General features: G+C 48.8%; 18 protein-coding genes and 1 tRNA gene. 8 read left to right on the top strand and 11 right to left on the bottom strand.

What is annotated here, in order from left to right:
* Positions 1 to 216: 216 nt before the first annotated feature.
* The 5 genes from ptsH to uspF all read left to right on the top strand — a co-directional run bounded on the left by ptsH (position 217) and on the right by uspF (position 4081).
* Positions 217 to 474: a phosphocarrier protein Hpr gene (ptsH, locus tag AAZR23_RS09400; protein WP_004240254.1), complete on the top strand. Its 258-nt coding sequence runs from the start codon at positions 217 to 219 to the stop codon at positions 472 to 474.
* 122 nt (positions 475 to 596) lie between these two features.
* On the top strand, positions 597 to 2321 hold the full coding sequence (ptsI, locus tag AAZR23_RS09405) for a phosphoenolpyruvate-protein phosphotransferase PtsI (RefSeq protein WP_166708227.1): 1725 nt from the start codon (positions 597 to 599) through the stop codon (positions 2319 to 2321).
* A gap of 49 nt (positions 2322 to 2370) precedes the next feature.
* Entirely contained in the window at positions 2371 to 2880 is a 510-nt protein-coding gene (crr, locus tag AAZR23_RS09410) for a PTS glucose transporter subunit IIA (protein ID WP_004240252.1), read from the top strand.
* A 286-nt stretch (positions 2881 to 3166) separates the two neighbouring features.
* Complete coding sequence (locus AAZR23_RS09415; protein WP_046894802.1) at positions 3167 to 3514, top strand: DUF3024 domain-containing protein; 348 nt, start codon at positions 3167 to 3169, stop codon at positions 3512 to 3514.
* A 132-nt stretch (positions 3515 to 3646) separates the two neighbouring features.
* Positions 3647 to 4081 (top strand): universal stress protein UspF, encoded by a 435-nt coding sequence (gene uspF / locus AAZR23_RS09420; protein ID WP_004240247.1) that lies wholly within the window; start codon positions 3647 to 3649, stop codon positions 4079 to 4081.
* 76 nt (positions 4082 to 4157) lie between these two features.
* On the opposite strand, the gene AAZR23_RS09425 is transcribed toward uspF, so the two are convergent.
* From AAZR23_RS09425 to AAZR23_RS09440, 4 genes are all read right to left on the bottom strand, one after another.
* The gene (locus AAZR23_RS09425) at positions 4158 to 5093 is read right to left on the bottom strand and encodes an alpha/beta hydrolase family protein (RefSeq protein WP_434692057.1); all 936 of its coding nucleotides are present in this window, start codon (positions 5091 to 5093) and stop codon (positions 4158 to 4160) included.
* 2 nt (positions 5094 to 5095) lie between these two features.
* Entirely contained in the window at positions 5096 to 5869 is a 774-nt protein-coding gene (locus AAZR23_RS09430) for a GNAT family N-acetyltransferase (protein ID WP_434692060.1), read from the bottom strand.
* The gene (locus tag AAZR23_RS09435) at positions 5866 to 6483 is read right to left on the bottom strand and encodes a DJ-1/PfpI family protein (RefSeq protein ID WP_107679960.1); all 618 of its coding nucleotides are present in this window, start codon (positions 6481 to 6483) and stop codon (positions 5866 to 5868) included. The genes AAZR23_RS09430 and AAZR23_RS09435 overlap by 4 nt, the downstream gene beginning before the upstream one ends.
* A 133-nt stretch (positions 6484 to 6616) precedes the next feature.
* Positions 6617 to 7792 (bottom strand): benzoate/H(+) symporter BenE family transporter, encoded by a 1176-nt coding sequence (locus AAZR23_RS09440; RefSeq protein ID WP_434692064.1) that lies wholly within the window; start codon positions 7790 to 7792, stop codon positions 6617 to 6619.
* Between the two features lie 94 nt (positions 7793 to 7886).
* On the opposite strand from AAZR23_RS09440, the gene AAZR23_RS09445 reads away from it, so the two are divergent.
* Positions 7887 to 8459, top strand: coding sequence for a helix-turn-helix domain-containing protein (locus AAZR23_RS09445; protein ID WP_052927506.1), 573 nt, complete (start codon positions 7887 to 7889; stop codon positions 8457 to 8459).
* A 647-nt stretch (positions 8460 to 9106) separates the two neighbouring features.
* Here the strand turns inward: AAZR23_RS09445 and catA are convergent.
* The 5 genes from catA to AAZR23_RS09470 form a co-directional block, all read right to left on the bottom strand.
* Entirely contained in the window at positions 9107 to 9748 is a 642-nt protein-coding gene (gene catA, locus AAZR23_RS09450; RefSeq protein WP_434692068.1) for a type A chloramphenicol O-acetyltransferase, read from the bottom strand.
* A gap of 149 nt (positions 9749 to 9897) precedes the next feature.
* A complete protein-coding gene (locus tag AAZR23_RS09455) occupies positions 9898 to 10704 on the bottom strand; it encodes a hypothetical protein (protein WP_434692071.1) in 807 nt (268 codons plus the stop codon).
* A 22-nt stretch (positions 10705 to 10726) separates the two neighbouring features.
* Positions 10727 to 11140, bottom strand: a complete 414-nt coding sequence (locus tag AAZR23_RS09460; RefSeq protein WP_434692073.1) for a hypothetical protein — start codon at positions 11138 to 11140, stop codon at positions 10727 to 10729.
* Positions 11141 to 11286: 146 nt separating this feature from the next.
* A complete protein-coding gene (locus AAZR23_RS09465) occupies positions 11287 to 11907 on the bottom strand; it encodes a hypothetical protein (protein WP_218426436.1) in 621 nt (206 codons plus the stop codon).
* A gap of 186 nt (positions 11908 to 12093) precedes the next feature.
* A complete protein-coding gene (locus tag AAZR23_RS09470) occupies positions 12094 to 13056 on the bottom strand; it encodes an alpha/beta fold hydrolase (protein WP_434692076.1) in 963 nt (320 codons plus the stop codon).
* Positions 13057 to 13264: 208 nt separating this feature from the next.
* Between AAZR23_RS09470 and AAZR23_RS09475 the strand changes: the two genes are divergently transcribed.
* Positions 13265 to 13873, top strand: coding sequence for a TetR/AcrR family transcriptional regulator (locus AAZR23_RS09475; RefSeq protein WP_434692079.1), 609 nt, complete (start codon positions 13265 to 13267; stop codon positions 13871 to 13873).
* 29 nt (positions 13874 to 13902) lie between these two features.
* Positions 13903 to 15057 (top strand): GDSL-type esterase/lipase family protein, encoded by a 1155-nt coding sequence (locus AAZR23_RS09480; protein WP_434692082.1) that lies wholly within the window; start codon positions 13903 to 13905, stop codon positions 15055 to 15057.
* Positions 15058 to 15112: 55 nt separating this feature from the next.
* Here the strand turns inward: AAZR23_RS09480 and AAZR23_RS09485 are convergent, their stop codons facing one another.
* Positions 15113 to 15262 carry a hypothetical protein gene (locus tag AAZR23_RS09485; protein WP_218426438.1) on the bottom strand — a complete coding sequence of 50 codons (150 nt, stop codon included), beginning with the start codon at positions 15260 to 15262 and terminating at the stop codon, positions 15113 to 15115.
* 186 nt (positions 15263 to 15448) lie between these two features.
* A tRNA-Thr gene (locus AAZR23_RS09490) sits at positions 15449 to 15524 on the bottom strand.
* Positions 15525 to 15718: the final 194 nt, after the last annotated feature.

Below are 15718 nucleotides of genomic sequence, written 5' to 3' on the forward strand. Positions count from 1 at the left end.
TTTTTTGTGCAACGGATCAAAGTTTGGCACTCTGCGGGGTGATTTTTGTGCGGTTGTTTAGTATTAAAAATGTAATTATTTCACAGCTCAAAATAATGACACCAAATACGTATGTCGAATCTTCGGGTTGTGCTATTTTACTTGCTCCGGCTATGATTACTGTTATATGTCTTAATATTAACTGCCGATAAAAAATTTCTAACATGAGGTAACGCTATGTATCAGCAAGAAGTCACCATTACTGCTCCTAACGGCCTGCACACCCGTCCTGCGGCTCAGTTTGTCAAAGAAGCCAAAACCTTCGCATCTGACATCACCCTGACTTCCGGCGGCAAAAGCGCCAGTGCCAAAAGCCTGTTCAAATTACAGACTCTGGGTCTGACACAGGGTACTGTGGTGACTATCGCCGCAGAAGGTGAAGATGAGCAGAAAGCAGTAGAGCACCTCGTCAAACTGATGGGTGAACTGGAGTAATCTCCTTCCGCCCTCACCTGTCAGGATCCCCGGCTATTGCTGCATGCCGGGGATAGTCTGTTTCCGGGTACGCTCACGCAGCCCGCTGCTGTACGTCCCCCAGTAAACTCAAAGGTATTATTATGGTTTCAGGAATCTCTGTTTCACCGGGTATCGCTTTTGGTAAAGCGTTGTTACTCAAAGAAGAACCTATCATTATCAGCCAGAAGTCGATTTCTGCTGAGCAGATTGATGCTGAAATCCGGCGTTTCACTGAAGGCCGCGCCAAGGCGTCCGCGCAGCTGAATGCCATCAAAGAAACCGCTGAAAAAAATCTCGGTGCCGAGAAAGCCGAAATTTTTGAAGGTCATATCATGCTGCTCGAAGACGAGGAGCTTGAAAATGAAATTACTGACATCATCAAAAGCAAAAAAACGGCTGATTACGCGGTACATCAGGTGATTGAAGAGCAGGCTGCCGCGCTGGAAGGCCTTGATGATGAATACCTGAAAGAACGTGCGGCAGATGTCCGCGACATCGGTAACCGTCTGCTGAAAAATATTCTCGGTATGCCGATTATTGACCTCAGCGCCATCGCCGATGAAGTTATTCTGGTTTCCAAAGATCTGACGCCGTCCGAAACCGCACAGCTGAACCTGAAAAAAGTGCTGGGCTTTATCACCGATATCGGCGGACGTACTTCCCATACTTCGATTATGGCGCGTTCTCTGGAAATCCCTGCCGTGGTCGGTACCGGTAATGCCACTGAAAATATCAAAAGTGATGATTACCTGATTCTGGATGCGGTTAATAACACCATTTATCTCAATCCGTCAGAAGACGATATTGAACGCATGAAAGAAGTGCGTGACGACTATCTGGCGGAAAAAGCCGAACTGGCAAAACTCAAAGATCTGCCTGCCATCACTCTCGACGGCCACCAGGTCGAAGTCTGTGCCAATATCGGTACGGTACGTGATATGCCGGGTGCGGAGCGTAACGGTGCGGAAGGTGTCGGTTTATACCGTACCGAGTTCCTGTTTATGGATCGCGACTCGCTGCCGACAGAAGAAGAGCAGTTCCGTGCTTACAAAGAAGTCGCCCAGGCCATGCCGGATGAGGCCATTATTGTCCGCACCATGGACATCGGCGGTGATAAAGATCTGCCGTATATGAATCTGCCGAAAGAGGAAAACCCGTTCCTCGGCTGGCGTGCTATCCGCATCTGTCTGGATCGCCGTGAAATTCTCGATACGCAGCTGCGTGCGATTTTACGCGCATCCGTTTTCGGAAAACTGCGTATCATGTTCCCGATGGTTATTTCCGTCGAAGAAGTCCGCGAACTCAATAAGATAGTGGACGAAATGAAACAGCAGCTGCGGGATGAACAGAAACCTTTTGATGAAACTATCGAAGTTGGTATCATGGTGGAAACCCCGGCGGCAGCAGTCAATGCACGTCACATTGCAAAAGAAGTCGATTTTTTCAGTATTGGAACCAACGACCTGACGCAGTATACTCTGGCTGTGGATCGCGGAAATGAGCTGATTTCCCATCTCTACAACCCGATGTCTCCTGCGGTGCTGAACCTTATCAAACAAGTCATTGACGCTTCCCACGCGGAAGGGAAATGGACCGGAATGTGTGGTGAGCTGGCGGGTGATGAACGTGCAACTTTATTGTTGCTGGGCATGGGTTTAGATGAATTTAGTATGAGTTCTATTGCTATCCCGCGTATCAAAAAACTGATCCGCAATACGCATTATGAAGATGCGAAAGCACTGGCTGAACAGGCACTCGCTCAGCCGACAGCAACAGAACTGATGGCACTGGTGGAAACTTTCACCAAAGAAAAAACCCTGTGCTGAGAACGCCAAATTCACGCCCGGTCCCGTATCAACATTTAGGAGAGTATTCATGGGTCTGTTTGACAAACTGAAGTCGCTGGTTTCGGATGATAAAAAAGACAGCGGCACGATTGACATCGTGGCGCCGCTGTCCGGTGAGATTGTGAATATCGAAGATGTGCCTGACGTTGTTTTTGCTGAAAAAATTGTCGGTGATGGTATTGCCATCAAACCGGCGGGAAACAAAATTGTTGCCCCTGTTGACGGTACAATCGGTAAAATTTTTGAAACTAATCACGCTTTCTCCATTGAATCGGACAGCGGGATTGAACTGTTTGTTCACTTCGGGATCGACACTGTCGAACTGAAAGGTGAAGGCTTCAAACGTATTGCGGAAGAAGGCCAGCGCGTACAAAAAGGCGATCTGGTGCTTGAGTTTGATCTGGCTCTGCTCGAAGAGAAAGCCAAATCCACCCTGACTCCGGTGGTTATCTCTAATATGGATGAAATCAAAGAGATGACCAAAATGACCGGCCCGGTCACTGTCGGTGAAACTGTTGTCATTAAAATCAAAAAATAACAGCGTTTGCACCATAGTCTGTACACTGAAAAACGGTTTCTGCGGAAGCCGTTTTTTTTCGCCTGTTTTCCTTTGATTGATTAATTCTGTTGTATTATCCCCTGCCTGTTATCCGGAAACAGCCGGAAAAGTATTTCTCACCTCAGTGAAATGCGCTAACATGATCTCCCGTGACGGTCCGCAATTTATGCAGATAACATATTGCCTGATGCGGCCGGGTCCGCCGGAACGGCGGGCGGGATAAACGGGATGTTTTCATTTTCGTTCGTCACAAAATGGTAATGCTATGGAATTTAATTCAGTTCAGACACAGCAAATAAAGCAGAACATGCGCCTGTTCACTGAGCGCCTGTATCCGAATGGTCATATCCCCGATGAGTTCGATGTTCAGTACCGTACTGACAATAACAACATACTGATTTATCAGAAACAACTCGTCTGCCCGTGCGGCACTCCGCAAACCATCGAAAAACAAATCGCCAAACTGACCTGGTCAGAAGCTGATGATAACTGGCAGCTTTTTTATGTGGATAACAATAAATGGCAGCCGGATCCCGACACCCCGGCCGGCACACTGAGTGCACTGCTGAAACAGATTCTGGATGATAAATCTGACCGTTTTATTTTCAGTTAGTCACCACATCACACAATTAAGCCCCGTTAAGGGGTTTATTTGTGAATTTTGATCGTTTTCACGTATAGTGCTCTTTACGCAGGTTACTATTACTAATAACTTATTTGCCGGCTTTCAGATTGAGAGGTGTGTATGTATAAAACGATTATAGTTCCAATCGATATTTCCGAAACCGGGCTGACCCGCGAGGTGATCCCGACGATTCAGACATTAGCCAAATTTGAAAATGCCAAAATTCACTTTATCGCTGTGATCCCGTCATTCTCTCACTTTGCGTCGTTCGGCATTGCCTATGCCGCAACCCTGCCGGAAAAAGATGAGATTCTGGACAGCGCCAAAGAACAACTGGCGAAGATGGTCAGTGATTTTAATCTGCCTGCGGAGCAGTTTGAGCTGCATGTCGTTTCCGGCTCACCAAAAGATCAGATTCTGAAACTGGCGGATACCCTGGAAAGTGACCTGATTGTGATCAGCTCACGCCGCCCGGATATGTCCACCTATCTGCTTGGCTCCAACGCCGCAGCGGTTGTGCGTTACGCCCATACCTCGGTTCTGGTTGTCCGCTGATACGCGGCAGTGCCTGACTGAACGCCCGTTTTAACGGGCGTTTGTTTTTTTTATTTCCCCGCAATCCCGCAGATAATCACTGTCCGGCATACCAGTCACGGATAACTGACAGGATTTGTCCGGTATGGCGGTTTCCGTCACTATCCTTAAAGTAGTGATCCAGATTATCAAAGGTTCTGAATGTCACGGCCGGGTTCACCACTGCATTCTGCATCTGCTTAAACGACGTGATACTGATATTGGTATCATTCAGCGTCTGAATAACCAGAACCGGTTTTGTCTGACCGTTCAGCACCTGTTGTGCATCTGCCGCCAGATATTCACGCCACCAGCGTGGTCCGTGCTGACTGACCAGCATATCGTCTGCCACCTCATTGCGTTTTACCGCATCGGTAAATGCCAGAAAACCGGCTAATTCAGTCTCCTCAGGTGGCTGAGGACTATTGCGGAAGCTATCCGTGACATCATCAAGGAAAAAGCGCCCGCCGCCGTTGATCGCCACCACCGCATCAACCGCCGGTGACGCCAGCGCGGTATGCTCCGCAACCGTTGCCCCTTCGCTGCCGCCCAGCAGCAGCACGGTGTCATACTCCCCTTTCAGGCGATCGAGCACCGCCGCATAATCACTGACCCGGACTGATAAAGTATCGTTGAGCATGGTTTCCGCCGGGCAATCTGCCCGCTCACCATCACGGTCATTAAAAGGCAGCGCATCGGTAATGCCGTATTTTTCCACCAGCAGAATGTCATGATCCGGGAACGCACCACCGAATGTATCCACCATAAAACGGTTATTTTTGGCACTGTTACAGTCTGAGCCCTGAATCAGCACCAGTAATTTCCGGGCCGGTTCCGCCTGCTGATGCAACAGATAATAATGGATATCACTGCCATCCTGCCGGACAAGACTTTCTGTCCGGGCCGCTGCTTTCCCGCTATTTTTTGTTTCTGATGCCATTGCCGGCATAATCAGCAGACAACCCAGTAATGCACCGATGACAGCCTGACGCATTTTTACCCCTTCACATAAAACAGATAATCAAACAATGTGCGGAAACCCAGCTTCTGATACAAACTCAGCCCCTCAGAAGAGGCTTCCAGATAACAATCACGGAGCCCGCGTTTCCGGCACAGTGTCAGTGCATGGTCCAGCAGCAGTGTGGCGTAACCGTTGCCCTGATGTGCAGGTATTGTCCCGAGATCGTCAATCCGCGCCCCGCATTCAGACAGAGACAGCGTGATGCAACTGACCGGTTTCCCGTCACACAGTAAAACCGCATGGTGCAGCTCAGTACCGTTTGCCATTGCGCGCTGATGATAGCTGATATAATCACTGATGATACTGAACTGCGGCATTTCCTCTCCGTCTTCCTCATCAGCCGGAAACGCGGCTTCCAGCGGCTCAGCCCATAACGCAAGCTGATCATTGACCTCCCGGATTTCACATCCCGCCGGAAGGACAGAAGATGGCTGCCACTCATCAATATTCAGATGCATGGCACTGGTTTCACCGTCAGCCTCATAACCGGCAGCCTGAATCTGCGGATGCAGTGCTTCCGCGGCAGATTTCTCCGCCACCAGGCAATGGGGTTTGTGATGAACGGAAAAAGCCTGCTGTGCCTGTGCAAATTCATGTTTATCCGCACCGGCCTGCAAATAGATATAGTTAAATACCGGCACCGGTAACGGTGTCAGATAACACTCTGCACGATCACTGACAGTGATAACGGTTTGTGCGATATTGCGCCAGAAATGACGCTCTGTGGCGCGGTAATTCTGTAAACTCATGGTGTCTCCGGAACAGCGTAAGATTCGGCCAGTGTCTGTGAGATAAGTTCTTCAAATAACGCTTCCTGGCCGCCCGGGATCAGCTGGCGGTGAATATCCCGGCGTTTGTTATCATCACACAGGCGCTGCGCCACCCAGCCGGTCAGATAGATAGCGGACAGACACCCGCCTGCGGTAGCAATATTACCGGCAATCACGATAGGTGTATCTTCCGGCTCTGCCCCCTCAGCTCTGAAACGTGCCATGGCATCGGGGTGAGTTGTCGAACGCAGGCCCGTCAGTAATCCCAGTTTATGCAGGATAAACGAACCGGCACATACAGAGCCCAGCAACTGTTTTTCCGGGTTCAGCTGTAATGCCCCGGTAAATGCCGGATCTGCCAGTGCCGCCGGAATGCCTTTCTGACCACTGGTGAACAGCACAGCATCCGCATCAGCAGCCTCAGACAACGGCCCGTCTGTTTTCACTTCCTGTCCGAGTACAGAGACATGAACGGGTTTCGTGCCAAGCACTTTTACCGTCCACGCCTGTTTTTCCCGTCCGAAAATATCCCGCATCAGAAAGTAATCGATATCTGTAAATTCATCAAAAATCACTATAGCAATAGTTTTCATCGGAGCCTCTCAGGTAAAAACACGGGTTTTGAGCATCCGGAAGATGAATACAGATGCAGATTGCTCCACTCTATAACATAAGCCGTCATATACCTTATCGGAATGTTAAGGTATTTCAGGGCTGCGCTGATACTCAGCGTCTGCGCACCGCCATAATCTGATGCACCACAATACCCGCCAGTAATCCCCAAAAGGCAGAGCTGATGCCGAGCAGCGTAATGCCGGACGCTGTCAGCAGAAAACAGATAATCGCTGCATCCCGCCCTTTTTCATCCGCCAGTGACTGATGCAGGCTGTTCATCAGGGTTGTCAGCAGCGCAAGCCCGGCCAGGATCTGTATCAGAACCGCCGGAAAGGCATTGAACAGCATAAATACCGCTCCGCCGAAAACCCCGGCCAGCAGATAAAATATTCCCGCCCAGACAGCTGCGGTATAACGCCGTGCCGGATCAGGATGCACATCCGGTGCCATACAAATCGCAGCGGTGATCGCGGCAATACAGATACTGAATCCGCCCCACGGTGCAAGCACCATCGCCGCCAGCGAGGAGCAGGCCAGCAATACAGAGGTATGCGGCGGATAGCCGTTAGCCTGTAAAATAGAAATCCCCGGGGCATTCTGAGAGGCCAGAGAGACAATAAAAAACGGAATACCGACACTGATCAGAGAAGTCAGTGTAAATGACGGCATTATAAATTCCGGCAGGACAAACACATTGCCCGTCCGGACAAAATGCAGGTCACCGCTCAGTCCGGTCACGGTAATCCCTGTGATCAGCGCCGCAATGATGGCATACAGCGGGAAAATCCGCCGCATCACCACATAGGCGGCTATCATGGCGGCGCACAACACAAAACTGGTATCGAGCGCACCGAATGCCGTCAGCCCGAAACGTAACAGAATGCCTGCCAGCATCGCTGATGCCAGCGCCCGGGGAATGTGATTCATCAGCCGGGCAAAAATACCGGTTACACCACACAGAAACATCAGTCCGGACGCAAAAATAAACACTCCGACGGCTTCACTGATGCTCACACCGGACAGACTGGTGACCAGCAGCGCAATTCCCGGTGTGGACCAGGCCGTCAGCACCGGCATTTTATACCAGAGTGACAAGCCGATAGTCGTCACCCCCATCCCGATCCCCAGCATCATCAGCCAGCCGCCGGTTTGTGCGGCATCAAGCCCCGCCACCTCCAGTGCCTGTAAAATAATGGCCACCGAACTGGCGTAACCGACCAGTACCGCAACCAGTCCCGTCATCATCATTGCTGGAGAAAAGGCACGAAAAAATGTTAACTTAGTCATAGGAACACACCATCGGATGTTATAGCATACGACCGGAACTCTACCACCGGATGCTATAACGGACAATGACGATCACCCGGAATAATGACAATTTATGCACGATATCACACCGGCTGTTGCTGAAACTTTTAAACAACTGCGTGCCGAACGCGGACTGAGTCTCAGCCAGGCAGCACAACTGACGGGCGTCAGCAAAGCCATGCTCGGCCAGATTGAACGCGGGCAGTCCAGCCCGACTGTATCGACACTCTGGAAAATCGCCACCGGATTCAATGTGGCTTTTTCTGTATTTCTGGAAGGTGCACAACCACAGCAGCAACCGGGGCTTCACCCTTTTGCAAAACTGCCGGTCTTTGAGCAGACCCGCTCCGGGATGCGTGTCACACCGCTGATCCCGTTTGATGATGAACTGAAAACAGACTTACTGAAGATTGACCTGCTGCCCGGGGCGCTCAGTGAATCCGGCCCGCATGAGCCGGGCGTTATCGAGCATGTCATTGTGCTGGAAGGCGCATTACAGCTGCGGCTGGGAGATGAATGGCATACTGTTTCGGCCGGGGAATCTCTGCGCTTCCACGCGGATATCCCGCATGCATACGCCAACCCCGGACATTCCGTGGTCACGCTGCACAATCTGATCCACTACCCGCACCCTGCCGGCAGATAAAAAAAGCGGGGTATAAAAATATACCCCGCTTTGACTTAGCAGATCGTCTTACTTTATTTATAACATCAAAAAATTAAACTAAAATATATACCTATTCAGTTTAACTTATTATATACCGCTCTGACGAAACCGGACGATATGTTTATACTGAACAGAAAGAATGCCAACCAGAATATTATCTTCTGTTATACATGTCGGTTTATTTATTGTTTAATTAAACATAATCAGGCATATTTCTATACCATCATGATGTTTTCACTGGTGTTAATACTAATGTTAATACCACAGGTGCTTTTACAGCATTCTGGTATTATTTAAAACGACTGTCGCAGCAGTCTTTCTGGTGTTGTAAATACTATTACTATAAGTACTATTATCATAAGTGCTATTATTATAAATACTATTATTGTTATAACTACATCTGGTGTTGTTACTATCTTATTACTGTTATTGTTACTGCTTTCTTTATTACTATTGCTGTTCGTCTTTGCTTGTTTTTTCTTATTAAGGATATTACCAAACTACGGGAGCATTATCGTACAGTGATCCTGAACCATTCTGAAACGAGATTACACATCACGATGAAAAGATAAAAAAAAGCCACCATTCCTTCCGGATACAGTGGCTTAAATAAAGTATTAATTAACTTATTTCAGTACGTTATCACACATCATCTGAAGTGTATTAATAAACCGGGCTGCATGAAAGCCATCACAAACGGCATGATGCACCTGCACAGAAACAGGTAATAATACGCGGTTATCTTCCTGCTGAAACTTCGCCATAGTAAACACCGGAGCAAAATAGTCATCATTACCGGTGATATTCAGGTTAAATCCGTCAAAACTCACCCAGGGTAATGATGATATATTCAGGTGGTTCTCTGGTAACTCTTCTTGCGGGAACAATGCAGTATCATGCTGATATTCTGCCATCACCCCATTATAACCCGCCATAAACTCACTGATATCCGGACAATAACGGCAGAAAAGCGCAGAAAATGTTTCAGTCTCTTTATGAAAAACAGTAAATACAGGATCGGTCTGATCCCAGTAAATCAGTTCATTATCTTTCATTGCCATCCGGAACTCCGGAAACTGATTAACAACCAGGGAGATCAGATAAATCATCACCGGATAAAATTTATAATCTGTTTCCGCCAGTGCGGTACGCAAAGCAGTAATATCGAGTTTTGTAGTCAGGCTGAATCCGCACTTAATCTGCTGACGATAAAGAGCAAAATGTTCTCTGCGGTTCCAGGTATTCAAATCAATTCTGGTAAAATTCATGTTTATTCCTTCTGATTAATAGCGAAAAATATTAATAATCAGAAGGCAGTCTGGTTGTCTCAATGGGCAGCATCCCGTCCTCCGTAAGCCGTTTGGTGCAGAATAATGATATCAGATGCGGGCTTAAGATGTATTAAGTCCGGTTTTGTTTATTCCGGCCACTTATCCGCAAATACATAACGGATCAATTCCGCTGATTCACGGGGCGGTGCTTTCAGCACCGCATCCATCAGATCAATTTCCATCTGACAGGTTTGCCGCTTATTTTCCGCCAGTGCAAGCGGGTCATCCATCAGGAAACGGTCACCGTATTTATCCGCTGGTTCCTGTATCTGCGCTGAAAATAATATATTAATATCATCCGCAGAATAGTGTTCAACAGGAACGCCTTCGCCGGCAGAATTCACCAGATCCAGTACCGCTCTGTTGCTGATAATAAAATTGCGGTATTCCGCGGAGGCCAGTTTCATATCCGGCGGGCCTGACACTTCCGGATGCAACACGCGAAAGCAGAAGTCACCGGATGTATCCTGTGCCAGCGCTTTCTGTAAAAATTCCAGCCGCATTTTCCCGTAATTAATGACTGCATCATCTGCCGCAAGATAAAGCAGGTGTTTAAGATTTGCAGTAGCCCACTGCTGTACCCGCATATAATGCCCTTCTCTTTTTCCCGGGATACTGCCGGCATTTTTATAATCGGCAAAAAAGGCATCAAACGCCTCAGGATCAACCTGATTGATGGCTTTCAGTGTCGGCGACATATCAAGAATACGCGTCTTTAACTGCAACTCTTTTTCCGATAGCGTGCTTTTAATAAAAAAAGCAAAAAACAGCACAATCAGCGATAAATAAACGGTTTTTTTCCGCCTGATTACAATTTTATCGGTAATAGTTAATACTATCAGCAGGATAATAATAAAAATAATCAGAACCGAAATGACGAAATAAACGGACATTTTATCTCCGGGAAAAGAGGGTTCAGACAGATATTTCTTTTTTATTCAGATATCCGGCGGGGATCAGCATAATCATAATCGTGATCGCAATGCTGATAAGATCCACAATGAGATAATCCGTCTGCCATATCAGAAGCAAATCAATAACGGTATACAATATCGACGTATTATAGGCCATCGTAAACCCGATATCACGCAGCCGTTTAGCAAGAATATTGACTGAACACCAGAGAAAGATACCACCGGCAACCGCAATATAAGTGAAGAAATAAAAGGAAGAGTAAGGAAAACCCAGCAGATCCGGATACACCGGCATGGTCAGTACCGCCAGTCCGGTAAACAGCCCCAGCCACAAATTGGCAATAAAATACGGCCATCGCGCAAGAACCGATGTGCTGTCCGGCTTAAACAATTCCCTGAAAATCCGTTTATGCATCCGTTGCTCCCGGCTTTGTGATGATTTTCCCTGATGGCCAGTATAAGTTACCGGGACATCATATTCTGAGAAAACCATCACTAATATGACGGTGTTACAGCATAAAACAGAAAGTAACCGGGTAGTTTTCTGTACGCAGTGACGTACTACTCTTCCCGCTGCTTAACACAGGTTTCTTTTATTTTCTGCATATTATTCTTCAGCGATACCTGATGTTCTTCAGGGAAGTAACTGTAATCCAGCGAAATATAGAAACGGGCATCCCGCATCATTACAAATAAACTGATCTCTTTTTCTTTTGATTTATAAATGAAATGCTCTTCGTCTGCTTTTTTGCTTTCCAGTACTGAAGGCTTGCCATATTCCGCTTCAAGGTCGTGCTGTAATTTTTTCAGCAGAGTCTGATACGCGGTTTCATCGTCAGTGGAATAAAAATAGCCGATCCCGACCAGCCCGCTGAAATCCGGCTGTCCGTACTGCGGTAAAAAACGGAACTCGTACTCTCCTGCTTCATTTAATCCGCCGGAAAATGTTTTGGAAGTCACTTTGGTCAGCGGACAGGCATACTCACTGTTATCCGTCTCAGGCTGACTGCCGAGCCGTGGTGCCAGCGCCTCTTCGGTCATCCCCCAGGTCAGCCCGAAAGGTGCGGAATAACGCGCGCCGGACTGTTCATGTTTAACTGTATTACCTGCCTCTGATTTATCACAGGCTCCCAGCAGCAGAGATGCCGCAATCAAAGCAGATAGCATCGTTATTTTTTTCATTATTAAATATACCCGTTGATTTCATGATAACGTTGTCGTGCCGTATTTGACTTATTACTCAGGCCGGCAGTTTTCCGGCAACAGACAATATCAATCCTGAACAAAAGTGCCAGTAAAAAATAAAGCCTCCATTCCGGAGGCTTGAGGTTGCTGACTGACCAGTCCTTATATCTGTCGTCAGGATTTTTATTTACGTAAAAATGGCAGTAATACATCCATCAGCTGTTCCGGGCATTCTTCTGTCACAAAATGACCGCATTCACTGAGCATCGCCCCCTGCAAATCAGCGGCTCTTCCCTGCATTGTCTGCTGCGGGGCATCACGGGTAGCGTGATCCGCTCCGATAGCCAGAACCGGCATCATCAGTTTTTTCTCTGCCCGCTGCTTATTCTGCAGGATGGTTTGCGGGATAGCCCTGTAATAGGCAAATCCGGCACGCAACCCGCCCGGCGAAGAATAGGCAGCGATATAGGTTTGTGCCGCAACGCGATCACGGCGGTAAGCCCAGTGGTCAAAAATAAAATTCAGATAGTCCTGCTCTTTTCCGGCAGTCAGCATTTCCGGTAAATCCGGCACCTGATTAAACATAAAGTGCCAGAGGAAAATATTTTCTTCCGGATCAACAAAAATAGCCGGTGCCGGCGCCAGCCCCGGAATAACCGCTTCCGTTAACGCTATTCTTTTAATATCCGCAGGATAATCCGCCGCCAGTGCATAACCAACCCACATGCCGATATCGTGACCAACAACCGAATACGTTTTATAGCCCAGCTGATGCATCATGGTGTGTAACACCGTTGCCACCGCGCCGGTATCATAACCACTCTCCGGACGGGCGGAGTAACCGGTTCCCGGCGGATCCACGGCTATCGCCGTATATCCCTGCGCAGCCAGCTCTGTCATCACATAGCGCCATGTATACCAGGTCTGCGGCCAGCCGGGGATCAGTAATACCGGCTCCCCTTTTCCCGCCGTCACATAATGGATACGCTGCCCGGCCACATCCGTGTAGTGATGCTGAAAATCTGCTTCATTCGCCTGTATTACTGGTGTTACCGGCTGTTTCTGTGTATTTGCCGCAGGCACCGTACCGTGCACTGCGAACGTCATGACTGCTGCCAGTAATACCTTCCTGAATAATGTGTTCATACCTGTTCCGTATAATCTGTAAATGATAAGAGTCCCGGGCAGCCCGTAAGAACGGGTATTTCCTGTTGCGGAACCAATTGTTGGTCAATCGACAATTAATAGATTACGGGGGAATTCAAATCTTTGTCAATCATTAAAAAATAATTCTTTGTTAACCGATAAAGAACTGGTAGCATTTGTTTCAGATAACGTATACGGAGAATTAATAATGGCAGGCAGACCAAGAGAATTTGATCGCGAAGAGGCATTACGTAAGGCTGAACAGGTGTTCTGGCAACGTGGTTATGAAGGCACGTCGGTGTCTGATCTGGTTGCTGCACTGGGTATTGCATCAGCCCGGATCTATGCCGCTTTCGGATCGAAGGAAAATTTGTTTCGTGAGGCAATAGCCCTTTATCTGGCCGAAGAAGGCGCTTTTGCCGGTGCGGCCATGGCAGAGCCGGATACCCGCAGCGCCATAAAACATCTGCTGACCGCTGCCGTTGATACCTATACCCGTGATGACCGGCCGCGCGGATGTATGGTGGTGCTGTCACTGACTAACTATACCACTGAAAACGAGGCCATCATGCACTGGCTGGCCGATCACCGCCGTGCGCGGACAGACGGCATCATACAGCGTATCCGCCGTGGTGCTGAGTCCGGTGATATACCGGAAAACACTGATATACAGGCCCTCGGGGATTACGTCGCCACACTGCTGCACGGAATTTCTGTTCAGGCACGGGATGGCGTCAGCCGCGACCGCCTGCTGGCGATGGCGGAGGTTGCCATGCACACGTTTGATGCGATGACCACCCCGCCGGATACACACTGAATCTGTTTTCACTGACAGGAGAATCCCTGATGTCCTCTCCCTTTCACCCGGTATGTACGTGGCTTTCAACCTCCCAGCCCGCATCCGGTGAGACATTTCCGTTTCCGGCGGATATTCCGGCCATCACCGGTAATCAGACCCTCCGGCAGACATTTCGCATCAGCCTTGGCGGGCGAAAACTGCGGCTGGTTTTTTCCAACCGTTACGGCACACAACCCCTGGTGGCCGGAGAGAGTTATCTGTCCGTCTCCGGCCTGTACAGCGCAGTACCCGTCACCTTTGGCGGACAACCCGGCGCAGTCATTCCTGCGGGCGATATCCTGCGCAGTGATGAGATCCCGCTGCACATTCCGTCATTATCAGTCATCACTCTGCGGACTTTCCTGCCGGAGCCGGTGCCGCTCAATACCTTTCACTGGGATGCGCGTCATTTTTCCTTACTGGAACCGGGCAACCGGGCTGCCCGGAAAGAAGATGCTGACGGTCAGTTTCTCAGCTCCCGCCTTTTACTTGAAAGCGTGCTGATTCAGCCGGAACAGGAGGCCGCGACACTCGTGGTTATCGGTGATTCGATGGTTGACGGTAACGGCGTCGAAATGGACACATACGGCCGCTGGACTGATTTACTCGCTGAACGTTTTATTGATGAAAATATTGCCGTGGTGAATGCCGGGCAATCGGGTTCACGCTTGCTGAAAAACACTATCGGCATCAGTACATTGTCACGGTTTGAACGGGATGTCCTTCAGCAGCCCGGTGTCACAGCCTGTATCGTACAGGCCGGACTCAATGATATCGGACTGGCAGGAACGGCGTTAGATCCGGCAGGTTCTGTACCTTCAGCAGCGGATGTCATTACGGGATACCGGCAATTACTGACCATGGCGCGGGAAAAGGATATCCGCATGACGGCTGTCACACTGGTGCCCCTGCGCGGAACCGGTGAGTATGGCATGGCAGATTTTTATTCGGCAGAAAAAGAGGCTGTACGGCAGGAGATAAACCACTGGATACGGACAAGCGGTGAGTTTTATGCCGTGATTGACAGCGATCTGCTGGTACGCAACCCGGACTGCCCTCAGCAGCTCAGCGCGCAATATGATTCAGGAGATCATCTTCATCTTAATCATAAAGGGCATCAGCGGGTCGCACAGTCTGTCCCGCAGGCCGTTATCCGCGCCTGACACCAAAAAGCCCCGCAATTTCAGCGGGGCTTCGGTATATAACCCGGTTATACTTTTATTGCAGCCGCGGCGTGGTAATCGGCGGCGCGGTTACTGTCCCCGTTGGCGGGGGAGTAAGTGGTGGTGGTTTGATTGTCAGCGAAGGTATCTTTTTCAGATTTTCGTTTCCGGCCTCTTTCTTTCCGTTATTTGCTTTATCAGTCATTTTATATTCCTCAGATTAAAATAATGCTTAGTCTCTGTATTGCTGGTTAAATATACAGCGGGAATATGATGACTGATAATCAGCTCCGGAAGACGGAGTATAAAAGAACGACCGGGTTACGTCTCAAATACGTCCCGGGGTGAAAAGCCGGTATCGGGAGATAATCGCTGGCTCTTTGACAGGTAATGGTGCCGGATACCGGATTCGAACTGGTGACCTTTTCATTACGAATGAACTGCTCTGCCAACTGAGCTAATCCGGCACGCCATTATTACACGCCTGCTCCGCCGGGTTTTCAAGAAAAAAAGCGGAAATCGTGGCCGGTTTGTCTGTTTTTGCGTCTTTATTCATGCCTGCCTTGCGTGATCTGATGCACAAATTCCATATTTTGCATTTTCATCGGGCTGCTGCCGGACATGCGAAAAATGATGTCGTCATCTGTAAACGCCACCATTT

The sequence above is a fragment of the Morganella sp. Je.2.23 genome (assembly GCF_051129855.1).
In the GTDB taxonomy this organism is placed as follows: domain Bacteria; phylum Pseudomonadota; class Gammaproteobacteria; order Enterobacterales; family Enterobacteriaceae; genus Morganella; species Morganella sibonii.